The sequence below is a fragment of the Betaproteobacteria bacterium genome, assembly GCA_016720855.1.
Classification (GTDB): domain Bacteria; phylum Pseudomonadota; class Gammaproteobacteria; order Burkholderiales; family Usitatibacteraceae; genus FEB-7.
Genome location: JADKJU010000005.1, coordinates 340,457 through 359,292 on the forward strand (window position 1 = coordinate 340,457; position 18,836 = coordinate 359,292).

The following is an 18,836-nucleotide window of genomic DNA, read 5'->3' on the forward strand; positions in this document are numbered from 1 at the left end:
CGCCCGCCCCTGCCCCGGAGGCCGCCCGCGCGAGCATGGCGGCCACGGCGCACCCCCTGGCCACGCGCGCCGCGCTCGCGATGCTGGACAAGGGCGGCTCGCCCATCGATGCGGCCATCGCCGCGCAGATGGTGCTGGGCCTGGTGGAGCCGCAGTCCTCGGGGTTGGGCGGCGGCACGCTGGTGATGAACTGGGATGCGGCCTCGAAGCGGCTCGCCTCCTTCGACGGCCTGGCTGCCGCCCCGTCGCGCGCCACCGCAAGCCTGCGCACCGATACCGATGGCAAGCTTCTCCCGAGCGAGCCTTTGCAGCGCAGCGGCCGCAGCGTGGGCGTGCCGGGCACGCTTGCCGTCCTCGCCAAGGTGCACGCGCGCTACGGCAGGCTTGCGTGGCAGGAGATGTTCGCGCCCGCCATCGACCTGGCGGAGAACGGCTTTCCCATGCCGCGCTACCTGCACTCGATCCTGGCGCAGCCCGGCGCGGCATCGAATCATCCCGACATGCTTTCGCTCTACTTCGCCGCAGACGGCCGGCCCCACCCGGTCGGCGCGACGATCCGGAATCCCGCGTACGCGAAGACCCTGCGGCGAATCGCCCTCGGCGGCCCGGCGGCTTTCCTCGCGGGCGACGGCGCGAAGGCGATCGTCGCGTCGGCGCAGCGCGGCTTCAAGCCGACGCTCATGACCGGCGAGGACCTCCTCGACTACCGCGCCGCCGAGCGCGATCCGGTCTGCGCGCCTTTCCTCGCCTATCGTGTCTGCACCATGGCGCCGCCCTCCTTCGGCGGATTGTTCGTGCTGCAGGTGCTGCAGATGGTGGAGGCGCGCGCCGGCGGACGCTTCGACTTCGACGATGCGGCCTTCGCGCACCTGTACGCGGAAGCCGGAAAACTCGCGCAGGCCGATCGCCGCCGGTTCGTGGGAGATCCCGATTTCGTGAAGGTGCCCGTGGCCGAACTCGTCAACGCGAACTATGTCCGCTCGCGCGCCGCCGCCATCGACCCGGCGCGGGCCGCGAAGGACGTGAAGCCGGGATCCCCCGCCGTGCAAGTCGCCTCGCACACGCCCGACGACGGCGATCCCGTATCCGCCACGAGCCAGATGGCCATCGCCGACCGCCAAGGCAATGCGATCTCGATCACCACCACGATCAACCTCAACTTCGGCTCGCGCCTGATGGTGGACGGCTTCGTCCTCAACAACGCCTTGACCAACTTCTCCGCCGCGCCGAAGCCGGGCGAGACGATCGCCAACCAGATGGCGCCGCGCAAGCGGCCCGTGACGTCCATGGCCCCCACCATCGTCTTCGACCGCGACGGCCTGCCCGTGGTCGTGGGTGGCTCCGCGGGCGGCGGCCCCATCGTGGATTACATCGCCATGAGCCTCATCGAGATGCTCGCCAACGGGCGCACGCCGGCCGAGGCGCTGGCACGCGGGCACGTCACGACGGCCATCCCCGGCAAGGTGCAACTGGAATCCGGCACGCCTGCAACCGCGCTCGCCCCCGCCCTCGCGGCCAAGGGGCACACGGTAGAGGAAGCAAGGCTCCTGAGCGGCCTCGGTTTCCTCAAGCGCACACGCGAAGGCTGGATCGGCGCCGCCGATCCGCGGCGGGACGGCGTGGCCATGGGACAATGAGCGCATGACCCCGCTCCGCCAACGGCTGCAGGCGCGCGAACTGCTCGTCGCGCCCGGCATCTTCGACATGGTGTCGCTGCGCCTTGCGAACACCTTCGGCTTCGAGGCCCTCTACATGACCGGCTACGGCACGGTCGCCTCGCACATGGGACTTCCCGACGCGGGGCTCGCGACATACACCGACATGGTGGGGCGCGTGAAGGCGTTCGCTTCCCAGGCCGCGGCTCCCCTCATCGCGGACGGCGACACGGGCTACGGCGGGCTCCTCAACGTGCGCCACACGGTGCGCGGTTACGAGGAAGCGGGGGCCTCGGCGATCCAGCTCGAGGACCAGGAGTTCCCCAAGAAATGCGGGCACACGCCGGGGCGGCGCGTGATCCCCATGGAGGACATGGTGAAGAAGATCAAGGTCGCCGCCGAATCACGGTCGTCCCGCGACTTCCTCATCATCGCCCGCACCGATGCGCGAACGACGCTCGGCCTGGACGAGGCGCTGCGGCGCGGGGAAGCCTATGCGAAGGCCGGGGCCGACATCCTCTTCGTCGAGTCGCCGGAGTCGGAAGAGGAAATGCGCGCCATCGGCTGCGCCTTCGACCTGCCGCTCGTGGCCAACATGGTCGAGAAGGGGCGCACGCCGGTGCTCACGAAGGCCGAGCTCGAATCGATCGGCTACCGGATTGCGATCTTTCCGGTGTCGGCGCTGCTCGCCGCGATCCAGGCCATGGCCGGCGTCTACGGCCACCTCAAGGCCACCGGCTCCACGCAGGGCTGCCACGCGCCGCTGTACGATTTCGCCGACCTGTCGCGGCTCATGGGCTTCCAGGACATCTGGGATTTCGACAAGAACCACGCGGACTGACCCGTCCGCGAACAACTCGAGGAGAGAACCGATGGTCTCGAAACGCCTGCTCGCCGCCCTTGCCGCGCTCGCCATTCCATTCGCCGCATGGGCGCAGGGCATCTATCCCGACCGCCCGATCAAGCTGATCGTGCCCTTCGCCCCCGGCGGCGTCACGGACACGAGCGCGCGACTCATCGCCGAAGGGCTGTCGAAGCGGCTCGGCCAGCAGGTCGTCGTGGAGAACAAGCCCGGCGCCTCGGGAAACATCGGCACGCAAACGGTGGCGATCGCCTCGCCCGACGGCTACACGCTGGTGCTCGCTTTCGACGGCACCATGGTCATCAACCCGCACGTCTTCACGAACATTCCGTTCGACACCCTCAAGGACTTCGCTCCCGTGGGCAAGATCGGGGATGCGACGCTCATCATCGTGGCGCACCCGTCCTTCCCGGGCAAGACGCTGCAGGAGATGATCGAGATCTCGAAGAAGGATCCGAAGGGCACTTCCTACGGCACCTCCGGCATCGGCGGCACGCCGCACATCGCGGGCGAGCTCCTCAACCTGCGCACCGGCTCGAAGCTGGTGCACGTGCCCTACAAGGGCGGCGGGCAGGCGATGAGCGACGCGCTCGGCGGCAACATCCCGCTCGTGTACACGGCGGTGGCCGGCGCGATCAACCACGTGAAGGCCGGAAAATTGAACGCCATCGCGGTGTCCTCGCGCACGCGCTCGCCGTCGCTGCCGGACACGCCGACCTTCATCGAGTCGGGCGTGCCCGATTTCGAGGTCAGCTCGTGGGTGGGGATCCTCGCACCGGCGAAAACGCCGCGGCCCGTGGTGGACAAGCTCAACCGCGAGCTGAACGCGCTCCTGTCCACCCCTGAAGTCATCGAACGGCTCGCGAAACTGGGCATCGTGGCGACGCCCGGCACGCCGGAAAAATTCGGCGAGCAGATGAAATCCGACCTGGCGAAGTACGGCCCGGTGGTGAAGGCCGCGGGGATCAAGGCCGACTGACCGCGGGACCCGTCAGGCCGCCTCCACGCGATCGCCGCCTGCCGCGCGGGCGGCGACCAATGCCTTTTCCACGCGCTCGGTGAGCGAGGCGACATCGTCGCCCGCCTTCCAGTCCGCGTGCCCGAAGCTCGCCGTCACCGTCGTCGCGACCATGCCCGGCGAGGCTGCCGCGAAGGCCACGCGAATCCGCTCGGTCACGGCGGCGGCCCGCTGCGGCGGCGTATGCGTGAGCAGCAGCATGAAGCGGTTCGCGCCGATGCGGCACGCCTGGTCGGTCTTGCGCGTCTCGTTGCACACCACGCGCGCGAAACACCGCAACACGTCGTCGGCACGGTCGTCGCCGAAATGCCCGGCGACCCCCTCCAGTGCGTCGATCGACGCCAGCACGAGGCACAGCGGGTCGCCGTAGCGTTCGGCGCGCAGGACTTCCGAGGCGAGCGCCTGGTTGAATGCGCGCTGGTTGCCCAGCCCGGTGATGCCGTCCACGAAGGACATCACGCGCACCTTTTCATCGCGGTCGGTGAGATCGCCCCTCGCGTCGCTCAGTTCCCGGCGGGCGGCGGCGAGTTCGTTGGACAGCCGGACCGTGGCCTTGCTCAGGTGCTCGATGTCGTCCCCGGGACGCTCGGCGACCAGCAGCACGCCCGTCCCGTCGCGCCACAGGGAGCCTTTCAGCACATGCTCGACGCCGCGCTCGCCCGCGAGCGTGAGCGAACCCTGGTAAAGCGGGGCCCTGTCATCACCGCCCGTACCTTCCTGCAACTGCGCCCAGGGCGGAACGCAAAAGCAACGGGAGGCATCGGCGTGGGGAAGGATCTCGGCGAGGAACCCCCGGGCGCCGACGAGTCGCCCCTCGCGCGAGATTCTCGCGGCGGATACGGAATCCAGCCCCGAGAGCAGGGCGAGGACTGCCTGTGCGGTCTGTTCGTCCATGGCCTGCGTCCCTTCGGGAGGAATCCCCGGCATGCCCCGGGTGGCTCTGTTACATTCTGCCGCATGAGCGCACGGCCCCACCAGCGCGGCCTTTCCGCACGGGACATGGAAGCGATCCTCGCGGTCACCAGCAAGCTGGCGGCCCCGTTCGACCTGCTCACCATGCTCGCCGAGGTGGTGAGCGCCGCCAAGCAGGTCCTGCAGGCGGACGGCGGCTCGGTGTGGCTGTACGACCCGGCCACCGACGAGCTCATCCTCGAGGTAGCCACCGGCATCGAGCCGCTGCGCGTTCCCGCCGGCACGGGCATCGTGGGCGCCTGCGCGCGCGACCGGCAGATCATCAATGTTCCGGACTGCTACGCCGACCACCGTTTCAACCCGGACGTGGACAGGCGCTCGGGCTACCGAACGCGCTGCATGCTGACGCTGCCGCTGGTGGACCACAAGGATGTCCTCGTGGGCGTGATGCAGGTGCTCAACAAGGCCGATGGCGTCTTCGACGCGGATGACGAGGTGCTCGCCACGGCGCTGGCGGCCCAGTGCGCCGTGGCGCTGCAGCGGGTGCGCATGACCGCGGCCCTCATCGAGGGCGAGAAGATGCGCCAGGAGCTGGAGATGGCCCGCATCGTGCAGATGAGCACCCTGCCCTCGCGCATGCCGTTGGTGCCCGGCTACGACGTGTTCGGCATGTGCCAGCCCGCAGGGCTCACCGGCGGCGACACCTTCGACCTCGCGATCATTGACCAGGGACTGCTCGCCGTCCTGGGCGACGCCACCGGCCACGGCATGGGCCCGGCGCTGTCCGTCACGCAGATGCAGGCGATGCTGCGCATGGCGTTCCGGCTGGGGGCCGACCTGGAAACGGCGTTCACGCAGGTGAACAACCAGCTCGCCGACACGCTGCCGGACGACCGCTTCATCACCGCCTTCATCGGCTTGCTGGACGTGTCCGCCCACCGGATCCGCTTTCACAGCGGCGGGCAGGGGCCGATCCTGCACTTCCATGCGGCCACCGGGGATTGCACGCGCTACAAGCCCACCAGTTTTCCGCTGGCGGCGATGCCGCTTGCTGCGCTTCGGCCCGCGGTGTCGCTCGAGATGCAGCCCGGCGATATCCTGGTGCTGCTCTCCGACGGCATCTACGAGTACCACGATGCGGTGAACGAGGAGTTCGGCGAGGAGCGTGTCCGGGAGATCGTCCGCGCCCATCATGGCAAGTCCACGGCGGAACTTTCGGGCATCCTGCTCGACTCGGTGCAGGGCTTCGCCCGCGATGCCCCGCAGGACGACGACATGACCGTGGTGCTGGTCAAGCGCGAGGCCCGGGCATGAACGCCGTCCGCAGTTTCGGGCGCAGCTTCGACTCCATCGGCAGGATCTTCGAGTTCACCTCCGGCTACTTCGCCCGCCAGGGGGTGGACCCGCGGCTCCTGCCCTCCGTGGACCTGGTGGTGGAAGAGTTGTTCACGAACATGGTGAAATACGGCGCGGCGGCCGATCCGGGCACCGAGGTGAGGATCGAAATGGCGAAAGTGGAAGGCGGCATCGAGGTGACGCTGACCGATTTCGGCGTCGAGCCCTTCGATGTCACGCAGGCGCCCGACGCGAACATCGACCTGCCCATCGAGCAGAGAAGGCCCGGGGGCCTGGGGTTGCACCTCATCCGGCGGCTGGTGGATTCGTGGGGCTACGAATACCGGAAGGAAACGCGCGAAAGCCGGATCACTTTCCGGAAAACACTGGCGGGAAAGCCGGCGCCGGGCAGTGCTCCAACGACAGGGGAAGCGTGATGCTGGCAATCGAATATGGCGCGCAGGGGATGGTCGTCATCACCGGGCGGCTGGACGCCGCGCAGTGCCCGGCGGCCCAGTCGTTCCTCGACAAGGTCCAGGGCAAGGTCACGCTGGACTGCAGCGGCCTCGAATACATCTCGAGCGCCGGCCTCGGCGTGCTCCTGAAGACCCAGAAGCGGCTCATCGCCTCCGCGGGCAAGCTGCGCCTGGCCGGCGTGAACCGGCACCTCCAGGACATCTTCCAGTACTCCGGTTTCGACCAGATCTTCGAGATCGAGCCCGCGCCCTAGCCCCCCGAGCCAACTTTCCGGACGCTCCCGTGTAATTGTGGACAAGGACCCCGACCAGACACTGGTGGAAGGTTGCCGTAACGGCGACCGGGCGGCATTCGGGGCGCTGGTGGCGCGTTACCAGCGGCCAATCTACAACGCCGCCTACCGTGTGCTCGGCAATGCCGACGACGCGGCCGACACCGCCCAGGCCGTGTTCCTCAAGGTGGCGGAGAAGCTGGACGATTACGACCCGCAGTACAAGTTCTTCAGCTGGCTGTACCGGATCGCGGTCAACGAGTCGCTGAACCTGCTGCGCCGCAACAAGCGGGAGGATCCGCTCGACGAGGAAGTGGAACTTCCGGGGGCCGAGAGCGCCAACCCGGAATGGCAACTGAACGAGGCGCAGCTTTCGCGGCGCGTGCAGGGAGCGTTGATGCGGCTCAAGGCGGACGACCGGGTGGTGATCACGCTGCGGCACTTTTCCGAGTGCAGCTATCGGGAGATCGGCGTCATCCTCGAGCTGGACGAACGGACGGTCAAGTCGCGCCTTTTCGAGGCGAGGAGCCGGTTGAAGGGGATGCTCAAGGACCTGCAGGACCACTGAGACCATGGACCAGAATCGAATCGATCAACTCATGCACGCGGTACTCGACGGCGAGGCCACCGCCGAGGAAGCCCGCGATCTCGACGGTCTGCTCGCCGCCGACCCCACCGCCCGCGCCCGCTTCGAGGAACTCACGCGCCTGTTCCGCGACCTGGGCGGCGTGCCGCGGGTGCAGCCGCCCGATGGATTCGAGTCGGTCGTCATGGAACGGGTCGCCCTTCGCCCCCCGAGGGCCAGGGGCTGGCGCCAACTTTTTTCGCCTTCACGTGTAAGTGGTGAAGGTTCCAACGGATCCCGGGGCATCAGGCCGGGGCATTCAGCCAGGGCCCATCGGAATTCCGGGCGGGGTCAACATTTTGGGGAGTCGACAATGAGCCAGCAAGAAACGCGTTCCACCGGCAAAGGCAAGGTCTGGATCGTCACGGGCGTGGCCGCTGCCGTCATCGCCGTGGTCGGGCATTACGCCTTCGACTTCCCGAATTCCGGGGAGAACCTCACCGGCACGATCGCGCCGGCGCAGCGCTACCGCGCGCAGCAGATCCAGGCCGAGGACGTGAAGCTCGGCGACCAGGCGATCACCCAGCTCATGCAGACGGATATCTACGAGAAGATCCTGAAGGACCAGGATTTCCGCGCGCTCGTCCTCGACGCCAGCTTCCAGGCCCTTGCGCGCCAGCCCGAGGCCCTCGCGGCCATGGCGCGCAATCCCGAGGCCTTCGCCGCGATGGCGAGCCAGCCCGAAGCGTTCGCGGCGATGGCGAGAAACGCCGATGCGTTCGCCTCGATGGCGCGCCAGCCCGAGGCCTTCGCCGCGATGGCGAGGAACCCGCAGGCGTTCGCCGCCATGGCTCGCCAGCCGGAAGCCTTCCAGGCCCTCGCGCGCCAGCCCGAGGCGTTTGCCGCCTTGGCGACCAATCCCGCCGCCCTGCAGGCCCTGGCGAACAATGCGGAGGCGTTCGCGGCCATGGCGCAGCAGCCGCAGGCCTTTGCCGCGATGGCGCGCCAGCCCGAAGCCTTCGCCGTCATGGCCCGCCAGCCCGAAGCCTTCTCCGCGATGGCGAATCACCCGCAGGCGTTCACCGCGATGGCCCGATACCCCGAGGCATTCGCCGTCATGGCCAGGAACCCCGCCGCATTCGCCGCCTTCGCGAATGATGCCCAGGGCTTCGCCGCGGCCGCCCGCAATCCCCAGTCGATCGCAGCCATGGCCCAGGCAGCCCAGGCCTTCCAGGCGATGGCGGCCAACAAGGCCGACATGAACGCGATTGCCGCGGATGCGCAGGCCTTTGCCGCGATGGCGCGCAGCGCCCAGGCCTTCCAGGCCCTGGCAGCGCAGCCGGAAGCGTTCTCCACGATGGCCCGGCAGCCGCAGGCCTTCCAGGCGATGGCGCGCAACGCCGAAGCCTTCCAGGCCCTTGCCCGCAATCCGCAGGCCCTGGCCTCCCTGGCGCGGCAACCCGAAGCCTTCTCCGCGATGGCGAGAAACGCCGAAGCGTTCTCGGCCCTGGCTCGCCAGCCCGAAGCCTTCGCCGCGATGGCACGCCAGCCGGAAGCCTTCGCCGCGATGGCGAGGAACGTCGATGCGTTCGCGGCGCTGGCCCGCCAGCCCCAGGCTCTCGCGTCACTGGCCCGCCAGCCCGAGGCCTTCACCGCGATGGCGCGCTACCCGCAGGCCTTTGCCGCGCTCGGCCAGAACGCGCAGGCCTTCCAGGCCCTGGGCCAGAACGCGCAGGCTCTCCAGGTCCTCGCCCGCCAACCCGAGGCTTTCGCCGCCATGGCCCGCAACCCGCAGGCCTTTGCCGCGCTGGCGAACAACGCGCAGGCGCTCCAGGTGCTGGCGCGCAATCCGCAGGCGTTTTCCGCGCTGGCCAGGGAATCGGGCTTCCAGGCGCTCGCCGCCAACCCCGGGTTCGCCAAGGCGCTCGCCCAGTCGAACGTGGCCGAGGCGGCCAAGAAGGGCGAGGCTGCTGCCAAGAAGTAGGCAATCCGGCTTCCCTGCTGTTCCCGAAACCGCCGGCCCCCAGGGCCGGCGGTTTCCTTTTGGGTCAATGGTCCCTATGCTTCGTCGGTCCATGCCAGCCTTGAGGCGACTGCATGCGTGCCCGACTGTTCTTTCCGTTGCTGATTGCCCTTGTGCCGGCGGCGCAGGCCGAGTCGGTTCCCCAGCCGGAACCGATCGAGCAGGCCGAGGTGGACAGCCCGCTGGGCCTGTCCTACGTCGATATACCGGACATGCGGCTCATCTACATCGATCCGGCCCTCGCGTATCTCGTGCCGCACGCGGTGCGCACCTTCGCCAACTCGATGTCCTGGCAGCGCCGCGTACTCGGCTGGAACCCCACGCAGCCGACCACCGTCCTCCTCAAGGACTTCTCCGACTACGGCAACGCCTCCGCCGGCGCCGCGCCGCGCAACGCCCTCACCTTCGACATCGCCCCGCTGTCGCTCGCGTTCGAGACCTACCCGGCCAGCGAGCGAATGTACTCGCTCATGAACCACGAGCTGGTGCATGTCTCGACGATGGACATGTCCTCCGCCGAAGACCGGTCGTGGCGGCGGTTCTTCCTCGGCAAGGTCTATCCCAACGGGGAAAATCCCGAGACGATGCTCTACAGCTACCTCACGGTGCCGCGCTTCACCGTGCCGCGCTGGTACCTCGAGGGAAGCGCCGTCTTCATGGAAACGTGGATGGGCGGGGGACTGGGGCGCGCGCAGGGCGGCTACGACGAGATGGTGTTCCGCGCCATGGTGCGCGACAACGCGCCCTTCTACGACGCGCTGGGGCTCGTCTCGCGCGGCACCCGCGTGGACTTCCAGGTGGGCGTGAACGCCTACCTCTACGGGACGCGCTTCTTCACCTACCTCGCCTACGCCTATTCGCCGGAGAAGGTCGTGAAGTGGTTGCGGCGCGACGAGGACAGCAAGCGCTACTACTCGGACCATTTCCAGCAGGTCTTCGGCCTGCCGATCGAGCAGGCGTGGCAGGACTGGATTGCCTTCGAGCGCGAGTTCCAGAGGAAGAACCTCGAGGCGGTGGCGAAATACCCGCTCACGCCGCAACGGGACCTGGTCGCGAAGGCGGTCGGCTCGACCTCGCGCGCCTTCTACGACGAGGCGACCGGCAACCTCTATGGCGCGTTCCGCTACCCCGGCGTGGTGGAGCACGTCGGCGTCCTCAACACACGCGACGGCTCGATCCGGCGGCTTACCGACATCAAGGGCGCAATGCTCTACCGCGTGACCTCGCTCGCGTACGACCCTGCCGGGACGATCTTTTACACCGCCGATAACTACAACCTTCGCGACCTGATGGCGGTGGACGTGAAGACGGGCGACGAGAAGATGCTCCTCGAGGACGCGCGCATCGGCGAGATCGTCTTCAATCCGGTGGACCGGTCGCTGCTCGGGGTGCGCCACCAGAACGGGCTGGCCACGCTGGTGCGGATCCCGCCCCCGTACACGGAGTGGAGCCAGATCCACACCTTCCCCTACGGCGTCGTCCCCTATGACCTCGACATCTCGCCCGACGGGCGGCTGCTCTCGGGTTCCGTGGCCGAGGTGAACGGCGACCAGTTCCTGCGCGTGTGGCAACTCGACAAGGTGCGCGCCGGGGACCTGAAGCCCCTGAGCCAGTACAGCTTCGGGCAATCGGTGCCGGAAGGGTTCGTCTTCTCGCGCGACGGACGCTTCCTGTACGGCAGCAGCTACTACACGGGCGCCTCCAACATCTTCCGCTACGAAGTGGCGACCGGCGAAGTCGAGGCGGTATCCAATGCGGCCACGGGATTCTTCCGCCCGGCGACGCTCGCCGACGGCAAGCTCGTGGTGTTCAACTACACGGGCCAGGGATTCGTTCCCACGGTCATCGAACCGAAGCCGCTGAAGGACGTGAGCGCCATCAGCTTCCTGGGCGCCGAGGTGGCGGCCAGGCACCCCGTGGTCAAGACCTGGCAGGTGCCGCCGCCTTCCAACGTCGACTACGAGAAGCTCGTCACCGGCACGGGCGTCTACGCCCCGCTGCGAAACCTCGACCTGCAAAGCGGATACCCGGTGCTGCAGGGCTACAAGAACTCCGCCGGCATCGGCTATCACCTCAACATCGAGGACGCCCTGCGGATCGCAAGCATCGGCATCACCGCGGCCTATACGCCGGACACGGGCCTGCCCTCGAACGAACGCGCCCACATCGAGGCGAAATACAAGTACCTCGGCTGGAACGCGGCGCTTTCCTACAACCGGTCGGATTTCTACGACCTCTTCGGGCCCACGATCCGCAGCCGCAAGGGCTACGCCGCCATCCTGGGCTACGACCACTCGATCATCTTCGACGGCCCGCGCAAGTTCGACGCCAAGGCCGAGGTCGCCTACTACGACAAGATCGACGCCCTGCCGAACTACCAGAACGTCGAGACGACGTTCGACAAGCTGCTCACGGCCCAGGTGGGCCTCTACTTCACCCACACGCGCCGTTCCCTGGGCGCGGTGGACGAGGAGAAGGGCTTCCTCTGGGACGCCGTGCTCAGCACCAACCACGTGAGCACCGAGACCGTCCCGCAGCTGCGCGGGCGGCTCGACTTCGGGTTCGCGCTGCCCATCGACCATTCCTCGATCTGGCTGCGCACCGTGGCCGGCGCCTCCCGCGGCAACCGCGACGATACGCTCGCCAACTTCTACTTCGGCGGCTTCGGCAACAACTACGTGGACAGCGGCGAGGTGAAGCGCTACCGCGAGTACTACGCGCTGCCGGGGTTCGGCATCAACGAGGTGGGGGGAAAGAGCTTCGCGCGCACCCTCGTCGAATGGAACCTGCCCCCCGTCGTCTTCGAGACCCTCGGCACGCCGAGCTTCCACCTCGCCTGGCTGCGGCCGGCCGTCTTCGTGAGCGGCCTCTGGACCGACCCGACCAGTTCGACCTGGCGCAAGGACTACGCGAGCACGGGCGCCCAGGTCGACCTGCGGTTCAGCATCCTGCACTGGTACGACATGACCCTCTCCGCCGGCTACGCCGTGGGCTACCGCGAGGGGCGCCGCGCCGGCGACGAGTGGATGGTCTCCCTCAAGATCATGTGAGGCCGGCACGCGAACCGACATGCATCGCGAAGCCCTGATGCCCGCGCTGGTGGGCCTGCTGCCGGTCCTGAGCTTCCTCGCCGCGCTGCTCGTCCTCGACAGCTACAAGCTGGTGAAGCTGCGCGCCGTGGTCGCGGTGGTCGCCGGCGGCGCGCTCGTTGCCATGGCGAGCTATTTCCTGAGCGATCGCCTCCTCGACCTGACCGGCATCGGCTTCCGGCCCTTCACGCGCTATGTCTCGCCGCTGACCGAGGAGTTCCTCAAGGCACTGGTCGTCGTCGCCCTGGTGCGCAGCCATCGCGTGGGATTCCTGGTGGATGCGGCGATCTTCGGCTTTGCCACGGGCGCCGGCTTCGCAACCGTGGAGAACCTTTCCTACCTGCAGGCGTTTCCGGAGGCGGGCATGGGCACCTGGGTCGTGCGCGGCTTCGGCACCGCTCTCATGCACGGGGGAGCCACGGCGATCTTCTCGGTGATGGGGCTCGCGCTGCTGGAACGGTCGCGCGAGGCGGGCTACTCCGCGTTCTTCCCGGGATTCGCGGTCGCGGTCGTTCTGCACTCGGCATTCAATCACCTGCTGCAGTCCCCGCAGATCGCCACGCTGGGCATCATCGTGGTCCTGCCGCCGCTCCTGCACGCCGTGTTCCTGCACAGCGAGAAGGCCGTGGGGCGCTGGCTGGGCCAGGGGTTCGATGCCGACACGGAGATGCTCGGGCTCATCAACTCCGGCCGCCTCTCCGATTCACCGGTCGGGCATTACCTGCACACGCTCAAGGACAGGTTTCACGGGCCGGTGGTGGCCGACCTGCTGTGCTACCTGCGGCTCTACACCGAGCTGGCGCTGCGCGCCAAGGGCATCCTGATGATGCGCGAGAACGGTTTCGACGTCCCCGTGGACGAGGCTACGCACGAGAAGTTCGCGGAGATGCGCTACCTGGAAAGAAGCATCGGCCGGACGGGGCTCCTCGCCATCCAGCCGATGCTGCACATGAGCCACAAGGACCTGTGGCAGCTCTACATGCTCGGGAAGTGAGCCGGGCGTCCCCGCCCGGCTGTCCCTAACTGCAGGCGGGAACCGGGCTCGAGAACACCTGCCGCGTGATCGACTTGGTGACCGTGACGCCTTTGTAGGTGTAGGTGAGCGTGCCGTTGTTCCCGTCGCTGAACCGGAAGCGCATCGTGCCCACGGTGGACAGGTTCGCGCCCGTGATCGGCGTGAACGGGTTCGCGTTGAACGGTGGCCCCGAGGTCCGATAGAGATCCCCGAGATACGAGCCATCCGACTGGCGCACGCCCCCCGACATGACGAGCCACAGGTTGTGCCCGGTCGGGTCGTACGTGAAGAGCGTGGCGAAGAGCGTGTTGTCCTGGTGCGTCACGTTCACGCCCCATCCGGATTCGAGCGCGTTCCACCAGAGGTCCTGGTAGTTCGTGAGGGAAGCGCGGCTGGCGGTCGTGGGCGTGCAGGTGGCGGCCCGCGATCCGTATACCTGCCGCTGGATGGACTTCGTGACCGTCGTGCCGTTGTAGCTGTAAGTAAGGGTCGCGGAGTTCGTCCCCGAGAACGACACCGTCATCGTGCCCACCGTCGTGAGGTTCGCCCCGGTGATGGGCGTGAAGGGCACCGCGTTGAACGCCGGGCCCGTCGTGAGGTAAAGAGCGCCCGCGAAGGTGACGCCGTCGGACTGCATCTGGCCTCCCGACATGACGAGCCACATCGGCGCTCCGCCGGAGTCGTAGGTGAAGAGCGTGGCGAAGACGATGTTGCCCTGGTGGTTCAGGTTGACGCCCCACCCCGATTCGGCCGGGTTCCACCACAGGGCCGTGTAGTTGGCCGTCGAAGGCGTGCCCGACGTCACCACGGTGAAGGTGATGTCATCCACAAAGAAATTGGTGTTGAACGTCGCGTCGGTCTTCGCCTGGAACAGAAGTCTCACCGTCTGTCCCCGGTAGGCCGTGAGGTCGAAAGCCGCGCTCTGGATCCAGCCCGAGCTCGCGTTCTGGTTGGAATAACTCGCCACCGTCGCGAGCGTGACTCCGGTGGTCGGGTTCTGGATCCCGACCACCAGCGTGTCCCAGGCACCGGGCACCGTCTCCTCCGTCGCGATGCGGTACCAGTACTGGAGCGTCGCCTGCGAGGCGTCCGCCGGGATCGTCACGTTCTGGTAGAGGTTGTCCGTCCCGGAGGGGTAGCCGCCCAGCCAGGCGTAGCCGCTGCCCGTGTACGAGTGAGCTCCATCCCCATAGATGAGCGGCTGCGCGCTCGCGCTCGATTGCGTCCATGACGCCGCACCGCTCTCGAAGCCGCCGTTGGAGATGACGCTGGTGGACGAGCCGCCCGACCCCGCCTGCTGCGAGACGGTGAAGGTCTGCCCGCCCACGGAGATCGTGCCAGCCCGCGCGGCCCCGGTGTTCGCGCCGACCGGAATAGGGTCACCGTGCCGCTGCCGCTGCCGCTGCTGCTGGTGGTGATCCAGCTGGCGCCCGACGAGGCGCTCCGTGCAGCCCGCCGACGTCGTGACGGAGAACGATCCCGATGTCGCGCCCGCGCCGACCGACGTGCCGGTGGACGAAAGCGAGTAGCTGCACGACGTCGTCGCGTTGAGGTACTGCGAGATGAAGGGATAGACCTGGTCGAATCGGGAATACAGGTCATTCCGTTCCGACTCCGGGGCTGTGCACTTCGACGACCCGCCGTGCAACCCCCCTCGCAACTGGAAATCGGAGCCCGCCAGCGTGAAGATGCCGGACCCGCTGCTTCCGCCTTCCGTGACACCGGTCGCCGTTGAATTCCATTGCACGAGGATATGGTCGTTCGGCGGGACCCGGGCCATTGTCCGAACCCGCCGACGGTTCCAAGGCTCACCTTCTTGAAGTCGCCCGCCGGGTGATGCACGGCCCGTCGCTGCAACGCCGACCGTGATCGTGGCCGCGTTCCAACCCGCGAAGATCGCTGCCGGGGGCGGCGTGTTGTTCAGCCGGACGAAAAGCGCGTCCGAGGTCGCATTGGCATAGAGCAGCGTCGCCCCGCCGGTCACCTGGACGTAGTTCGGTCCCTCGCTGCCCGAACCGCAGACCGTCCGGTCATAGAACCAGTGCGTGGTCAGCGTGCTGGCCACGGACTGCGTGGTGAAGCAGTGGGCCGCGGGTAAGTAGGGAACGAAGGCGCCGCCCGCCGAATTGAGGAGCGTCCCCGTGCACAGGAAGGTCCTCCCATCGGTGAACGTCATCCTCGCCACCGCCTTGCCGATGGTGGCGAGGGCCGGGTCGCTGGCGGATCGGCAGATGAGATCGACCTCGCAGAATTCCGACGCCTTCGCCAGCGCATCGATGTTCCGTTCCGTGGGGCTCGCGAACAGGTGCGACACCGCGGAAATCGAGGCCGATACGTCGTTCGGCGAATCCGCCGACGAGACGAACACCTCGACGATGGCGCGTTCGCCCTCGAGCACCGGGCTCCAGTACACGGACTGGGCCTGGAGGACATCCGTCGCCGCGAAGGGACCGTAAACGGTGCCGATGTCGCCACTGCCCGCAAAGCGAATTTCCGTCGAGGACGGCAGACGACCCGCTGCGAGCCCGACCCGAAGGGCATGCGCGCCGAGTGCGGAAACTTCCCACTGCGCAGCCATTCCGCCCGGCACGCTTTCCCACCGCAGGGCGCTGCTGCGCGCGTCGTCCTGCCCTTCGACCGTCCTGCCCACGCCGATCTGGAGACGCTTGGTGAACGCCTCGGCATTCGCCTTCCGGACCGAGAGGATTTCGTCGGCGTCCGCTTCACCCAGCTCGATTCGGAGCGCCGATTTCGCGCCCGGCGCCATCCGGAACTCCTCGACCCGTGTTGCCTTCGGGGAGTAAGGGGCGGCCGCCGAAGGGGCCCAGTCCGCCGCGAAGGCGGGCAGCGTCGCGAACGACGCCAGTGCAAGCAGAAACCGTACTAACCGTGCGCCTGAACGTTACATGGGGACTCCCGTTTCATTCCTGGAATGGCAGTAGGCGGACCGGCACGGCTGCCGGCCACCGCCCGACGAATTCAATTGCGATCATACGCAGACCCAACCCGCATTCCCACCGGAACAGTCCGGCGCATCGCGCCCTTTACCTGGCACTCTCCGAAGCCCTGAGAAAGTTGAGCGGCCCCACCGTGGAGCCGTGACCTGGGCGCCCGTGGCGTCGAATCCCCGCTCCCAGAACTTCCAGGTGGCCGGGGGGGAGGAAGTCGATCTTCCTCGTAGGCTGCACCGGGCGATTCCGGCGCGCATTCACGCCCCGGCGTGCTTCCGGCAAACGCGATCGGCATTCCCGGCGGGATCTCGATCCGGCACCCCTTGCGCTCCGTCAGGTCGGCAGGAGAAAGGGCCTCGAAGGGCCGGGGCTTGCGCCACTCGCCGGCGTAGCGGATGGAATCTCCGGGCAGGCGATAGACGATGGCGGTGATCAGGCCCGCACCTTCGCCGATCCGGTAAATCCGCTGGCGAAAGGGCCGGGCCTCGTCCTCCGGATGGACGAACTCCGCAGAGATCCAGGACTCGCCGGCGCGTTCCGCCCAGATCCGCGCCTGGCGAAGGTGGTCGGCGTCACATCGGCCGGGCCCTGCTTGTCCGGCGCGCCGTTCCACGTCCCGGTCAGGAAGCTCACGAAGACCTCCGGGCGCGCTGGCCAGAGCCCGTGGCTGCCGCCTGGGGAACGGATCGGCCTCCGGTGCCGCGCTCGCGGCAAGGAAAGCCGGCAAATAGCACCGGCGATGATCACTCCAGCCAGGTTGCGCAAGGCAGGCGGCCGCTTGTTCCGTGGGAGGGGGTCATGTATCGAGGCCGGTGCGGGTCGTCGCGTGTCCGCGAGAGGGGCGCAATCCCGGGCGAATCCACCGGGCGCCAGCGCATGATACCCGGTTGGGATTCAGACGTGCACGGCAACACTTCAGTGCGGGCACGTACTGCATTCCGGACGGGCACGGCGGGCAGCGAAGTGCTGCTGATCGATTACGCACTTTCGCCGGCCCCTACGTCTCGCGTGCATCGAGCCGGAAACTTGCGGTCGCATCCTGCGCGAGCGCATGCGTGAGCCAAGGCATGATGCCACGCATCTGTTCGGAAAACGTCCACGGCGGATTGACGATGAACAGGCCGCTTCCGTGGAGACCCAGCCCTGCGGGCGAGGGCGCTTTCACCTGCAGCGCGACGTCCACCCAGTCCACGCCCACCGCCTGCCGGAGCTTGTCGGGCAGCTGGATGGCTTCGCGACGTTGAAGAAGCGGATACCACACCGCGTAAGTGCCGGTTGCGAACCTCTGCATTCCGTCGCGCAGCGCGTCCACGACTGCCCGGTAGTCGGACGCGAGCTCGTACGATGGATCGATCAATGCGAGTCCGCGACGTGACTGGGGCGGCAGCACCGCCTTCAGGCCGGCGAACCCGTCCCCGACGGTCACCGCCACGCGACGACCGTCCTGCGCAAACTGCCCGGCGAGAATCTTCCCCTCGGTGCTGTGCAACTCGAACAGTCGCAGGCGATCCTGAGGCCGTAGCACCCCCAGTGCAATCCGGGGTGACCCGGGATATTGCCGCAGCACGCCGTCCGCGTTCACGGCGCGGACCTGGTCGAGATAATCGGCCACCGGCGCCGGCAGATCGTTGCGCTCCCAGAGCGCGCCGATGCCGTCGCGGAATTCTGCGTTCCTCACCGCGAAGCCATGCTCGAGCGAATACATGCCGGCGCCAGCGTGGGTGTCGAGCACGACGAGCGGCTTGTCCTTGCGAGTGAGAATACGCAATAGCGCTAGCAATGCGACGTGCTTCAGGACATCGGCGTGGTTGCCGGCATGAAAGCCGTGGCGATAGCTCAGCATCTGGGGGATATCCGGGTTCGGCGGGGAACGCCAGCGCGGCGCATGACCACGGGGCGCACGGCCATGCGATGCATTGTAACGGCGAGTACGCGCGACCGGCGACGAGCCCATGGGGACGACGAGCGCAATCTCGCGCCTGGACTCAGTGTCTCCAGTCCTGGCGCCGCAATTCTGGCGTTCTGAATGTTGGTGCCGACAAAGGCCAGCACCTTGAGCCAGGCCAGGAGCGTACCAATCGGAGATCCAGCAGTCCGGTCGACCGGGTCCGCCCCAGCCCGCAGATTTCCTGCTATCCGGATCGCGTTGCATTACGAAGTCCAGCGACTGCGGGAAGCCGTCACCAGGACATCCGTCCGTCGGGCGCAGGTCTCCCCGCTGAACTTCGACCTTCGCCGTGTTTCGGGTGTATTGCACCCATCCACGTCCTCCACAGCAGGGGTGTCGATGAACTCAGCTTGCCGACAAGTCCATCCTCGGGCCCCCGACCCCGAGGCCATCGAGGCGGCAGCACATACCCCGGCCAGGCGGCAGGAGTTGTCGCTCGACTCCTCAGGCAAGGTGCTGTCGGCCTCGATCGTGGATGGCGAAGTGCGCCTTGCGGTCGACGAGAAACCGAAGCGCTGGGAGTGAAGGTTCCCTGGATATCGCGCGTGCTGGACCCGGTGGACGAAGCGCTGCTTTGGCTCGGTGTCGCACTACGGCGCCGGTGACGAACGGTGGCGGAAGCTTTGCCGCTGGAGCGAACTCAAAGGGTGATCAGGAGCCGGAACCTCCGTGGACCGCCGACCGTCCTCATCTGCCTGTTGGTCGCAGTTGGTCG

Annotated in this window: 16 protein-coding genes; 11 read left to right on the plus strand and 5 right to left on the minus strand. The window is 67.6% G+C overall.

All coding sequences use genetic code 11. The features are described 5' to 3' along the window. Positions 1-35 precede the first annotated feature (35 nt). Genes IPP91_19420 through IPP91_19430 form a run of 3 tightly spaced genes read left to right on the plus strand, consistent with a single transcriptional unit; the run spans position 36 to position 3,496 of the window. A complete protein-coding gene (locus tag IPP91_19420; protein ID MBL0144208.1) occupies positions 36-1,637 on the plus strand; it encodes a gamma-glutamyltransferase family protein in 1,602 nt (533 codons plus the stop codon). Positions 1,638-1,641: 4 nt separating this feature from the next. Beyond that, complete coding sequence (locus IPP91_19425; GenBank protein MBL0144209.1) at positions 1,642-2,496, plus strand: isocitrate lyase/PEP mutase family protein; 855 nt, start codon at positions 1,642-1,644, stop codon at positions 2,494-2,496. Positions 2,497-2,527: 31 nt separating this feature from the next. Then, positions 2,528-3,496, plus strand: coding sequence for a tripartite tricarboxylate transporter substrate binding protein (locus IPP91_19430; GenBank protein ID MBL0144210.1), 969 nt, complete (start codon positions 2,528-2,530; stop codon positions 3,494-3,496). Positions 3,497-3,508: 12 nt separating this feature from the next. On the opposite strand, the gene IPP91_19435 is transcribed toward IPP91_19430, so the two are convergent. After that, the gene (locus IPP91_19435) at positions 3,509-4,429 is read right to left on the minus strand and encodes a GGDEF domain-containing protein (GenBank protein ID MBL0144211.1); all 921 of its coding nucleotides are present in this window, start codon (positions 4,427-4,429) and stop codon (positions 3,509-3,511) included. A gap of 63 nt (positions 4,430-4,492) precedes the next feature. Here IPP91_19435 and IPP91_19440 point away from each other — a divergent pair, with 63 nt between their 5' ends. Genes IPP91_19440 through IPP91_19455 form a run of 4 tightly spaced genes read left to right on the plus strand, consistent with a single transcriptional unit; the run spans position 4,493 to position 7,098 of the window. Next, complete coding sequence (locus IPP91_19440; GenBank protein MBL0144212.1) at positions 4,493-5,761, plus strand: SpoIIE family protein phosphatase; 1,269 nt, start codon at positions 4,493-4,495, stop codon at positions 5,759-5,761. Beyond that, positions 5,758-6,219 carry an ATP-binding protein gene (locus tag IPP91_19445; GenBank protein MBL0144213.1) on the plus strand — a complete coding sequence of 154 codons (462 nt, stop codon included), beginning with the start codon at positions 5,758-5,760 and terminating at the stop codon, positions 6,217-6,219. The genes IPP91_19440 and IPP91_19445 overlap by 4 nt, the downstream gene beginning before the upstream one ends. Next, positions 6,219-6,512 carry an STAS domain-containing protein gene (locus tag IPP91_19450; GenBank protein MBL0144214.1) on the plus strand — a complete coding sequence of 98 codons (294 nt, stop codon included), beginning with the start codon at positions 6,219-6,221 and terminating at the stop codon, positions 6,510-6,512. The genes IPP91_19445 and IPP91_19450 overlap by 1 nt, the downstream gene beginning before the upstream one ends. A gap of 37 nt (positions 6,513-6,549) precedes the next feature. Then, positions 6,550-7,098 carry a sigma-70 family RNA polymerase sigma factor gene (locus IPP91_19455; protein ID MBL0144215.1) on the plus strand — a complete coding sequence of 183 codons (549 nt, stop codon included), beginning with the start codon at positions 6,550-6,552 and terminating at the stop codon, positions 7,096-7,098. Here the strand turns inward: IPP91_19455 and IPP91_19460 are convergent. After that, positions 7,076-7,348 carry a hypothetical protein gene (locus IPP91_19460; protein ID MBL0144216.1) on the minus strand — a complete coding sequence of 91 codons (273 nt, stop codon included), beginning with the start codon at positions 7,346-7,348 and terminating at the stop codon, positions 7,076-7,078. The genes IPP91_19455 and IPP91_19460 overlap by 23 nt on opposite strands. A gap of 120 nt (positions 7,349-7,468) precedes the next feature. Between IPP91_19460 and IPP91_19465 the strand changes: the two genes are divergently transcribed. From IPP91_19465 to IPP91_19475, 3 genes are all read left to right on the plus strand, one after another. After that, the gene (locus IPP91_19465; protein MBL0144217.1) at positions 7,469-9,079 is read left to right on the plus strand and encodes a hypothetical protein; all 1,611 of its coding nucleotides are present in this window, start codon (positions 7,469-7,471) and stop codon (positions 9,077-9,079) included. Between the two features lie 113 nt (positions 9,080-9,192). Continuing rightward, positions 9,193-12,168 (plus strand): hypothetical protein, encoded by a 2,976-nt coding sequence (locus tag IPP91_19470; protein MBL0144218.1) that lies wholly within the window; start codon positions 9,193-9,195, stop codon positions 12,166-12,168. A gap of 19 nt (positions 12,169-12,187) precedes the next feature. Then, complete coding sequence (locus tag IPP91_19475; GenBank protein MBL0144219.1) at positions 12,188-13,201, plus strand: PrsW family intramembrane metalloprotease; 1,014 nt, start codon at positions 12,188-12,190, stop codon at positions 13,199-13,201. A gap of 25 nt (positions 13,202-13,226) precedes the next feature. Here the strand turns inward: IPP91_19475 and IPP91_19480 are convergent, their stop codons facing one another. The 3 genes from IPP91_19480 to IPP91_19490 all read right to left on the minus strand — a co-directional run bounded on the left by IPP91_19480 (position 13,227) and on the right by IPP91_19490 (position 18,016). Next, entirely contained in the window at positions 13,227-15,989 is a 2,763-nt protein-coding gene (locus IPP91_19480) for a hypothetical protein (protein MBL0144220.1), read from the minus strand. A gap of 212 nt (positions 15,990-16,201) precedes the next feature. After that, positions 16,202-16,786, minus strand: coding sequence for a hypothetical protein (locus IPP91_19485; GenBank protein MBL0144221.1), 585 nt, complete (start codon positions 16,784-16,786; stop codon positions 16,202-16,204). Between the two features lie 384 nt (positions 16,787-17,170). Next, positions 17,171-18,016 carry a 23S rRNA (adenine(2030)-N(6))-methyltransferase RlmJ gene (locus IPP91_19490; GenBank protein ID MBL0144222.1) on the minus strand — a complete coding sequence of 282 codons (846 nt, stop codon included), beginning with the start codon at positions 18,014-18,016 and terminating at the stop codon, positions 17,171-17,173. Positions 18,017-18,460: 444 nt separating this feature from the next. On the opposite strand from IPP91_19490, the gene IPP91_19495 reads away from it, so the two are divergent. After that, positions 18,461-18,646 (plus strand): hypothetical protein, encoded by a 186-nt coding sequence (locus tag IPP91_19495; protein ID MBL0144223.1) that lies wholly within the window; start codon positions 18,461-18,463, stop codon positions 18,644-18,646. Positions 18,647-18,836 lie beyond the last annotated feature (190 nt).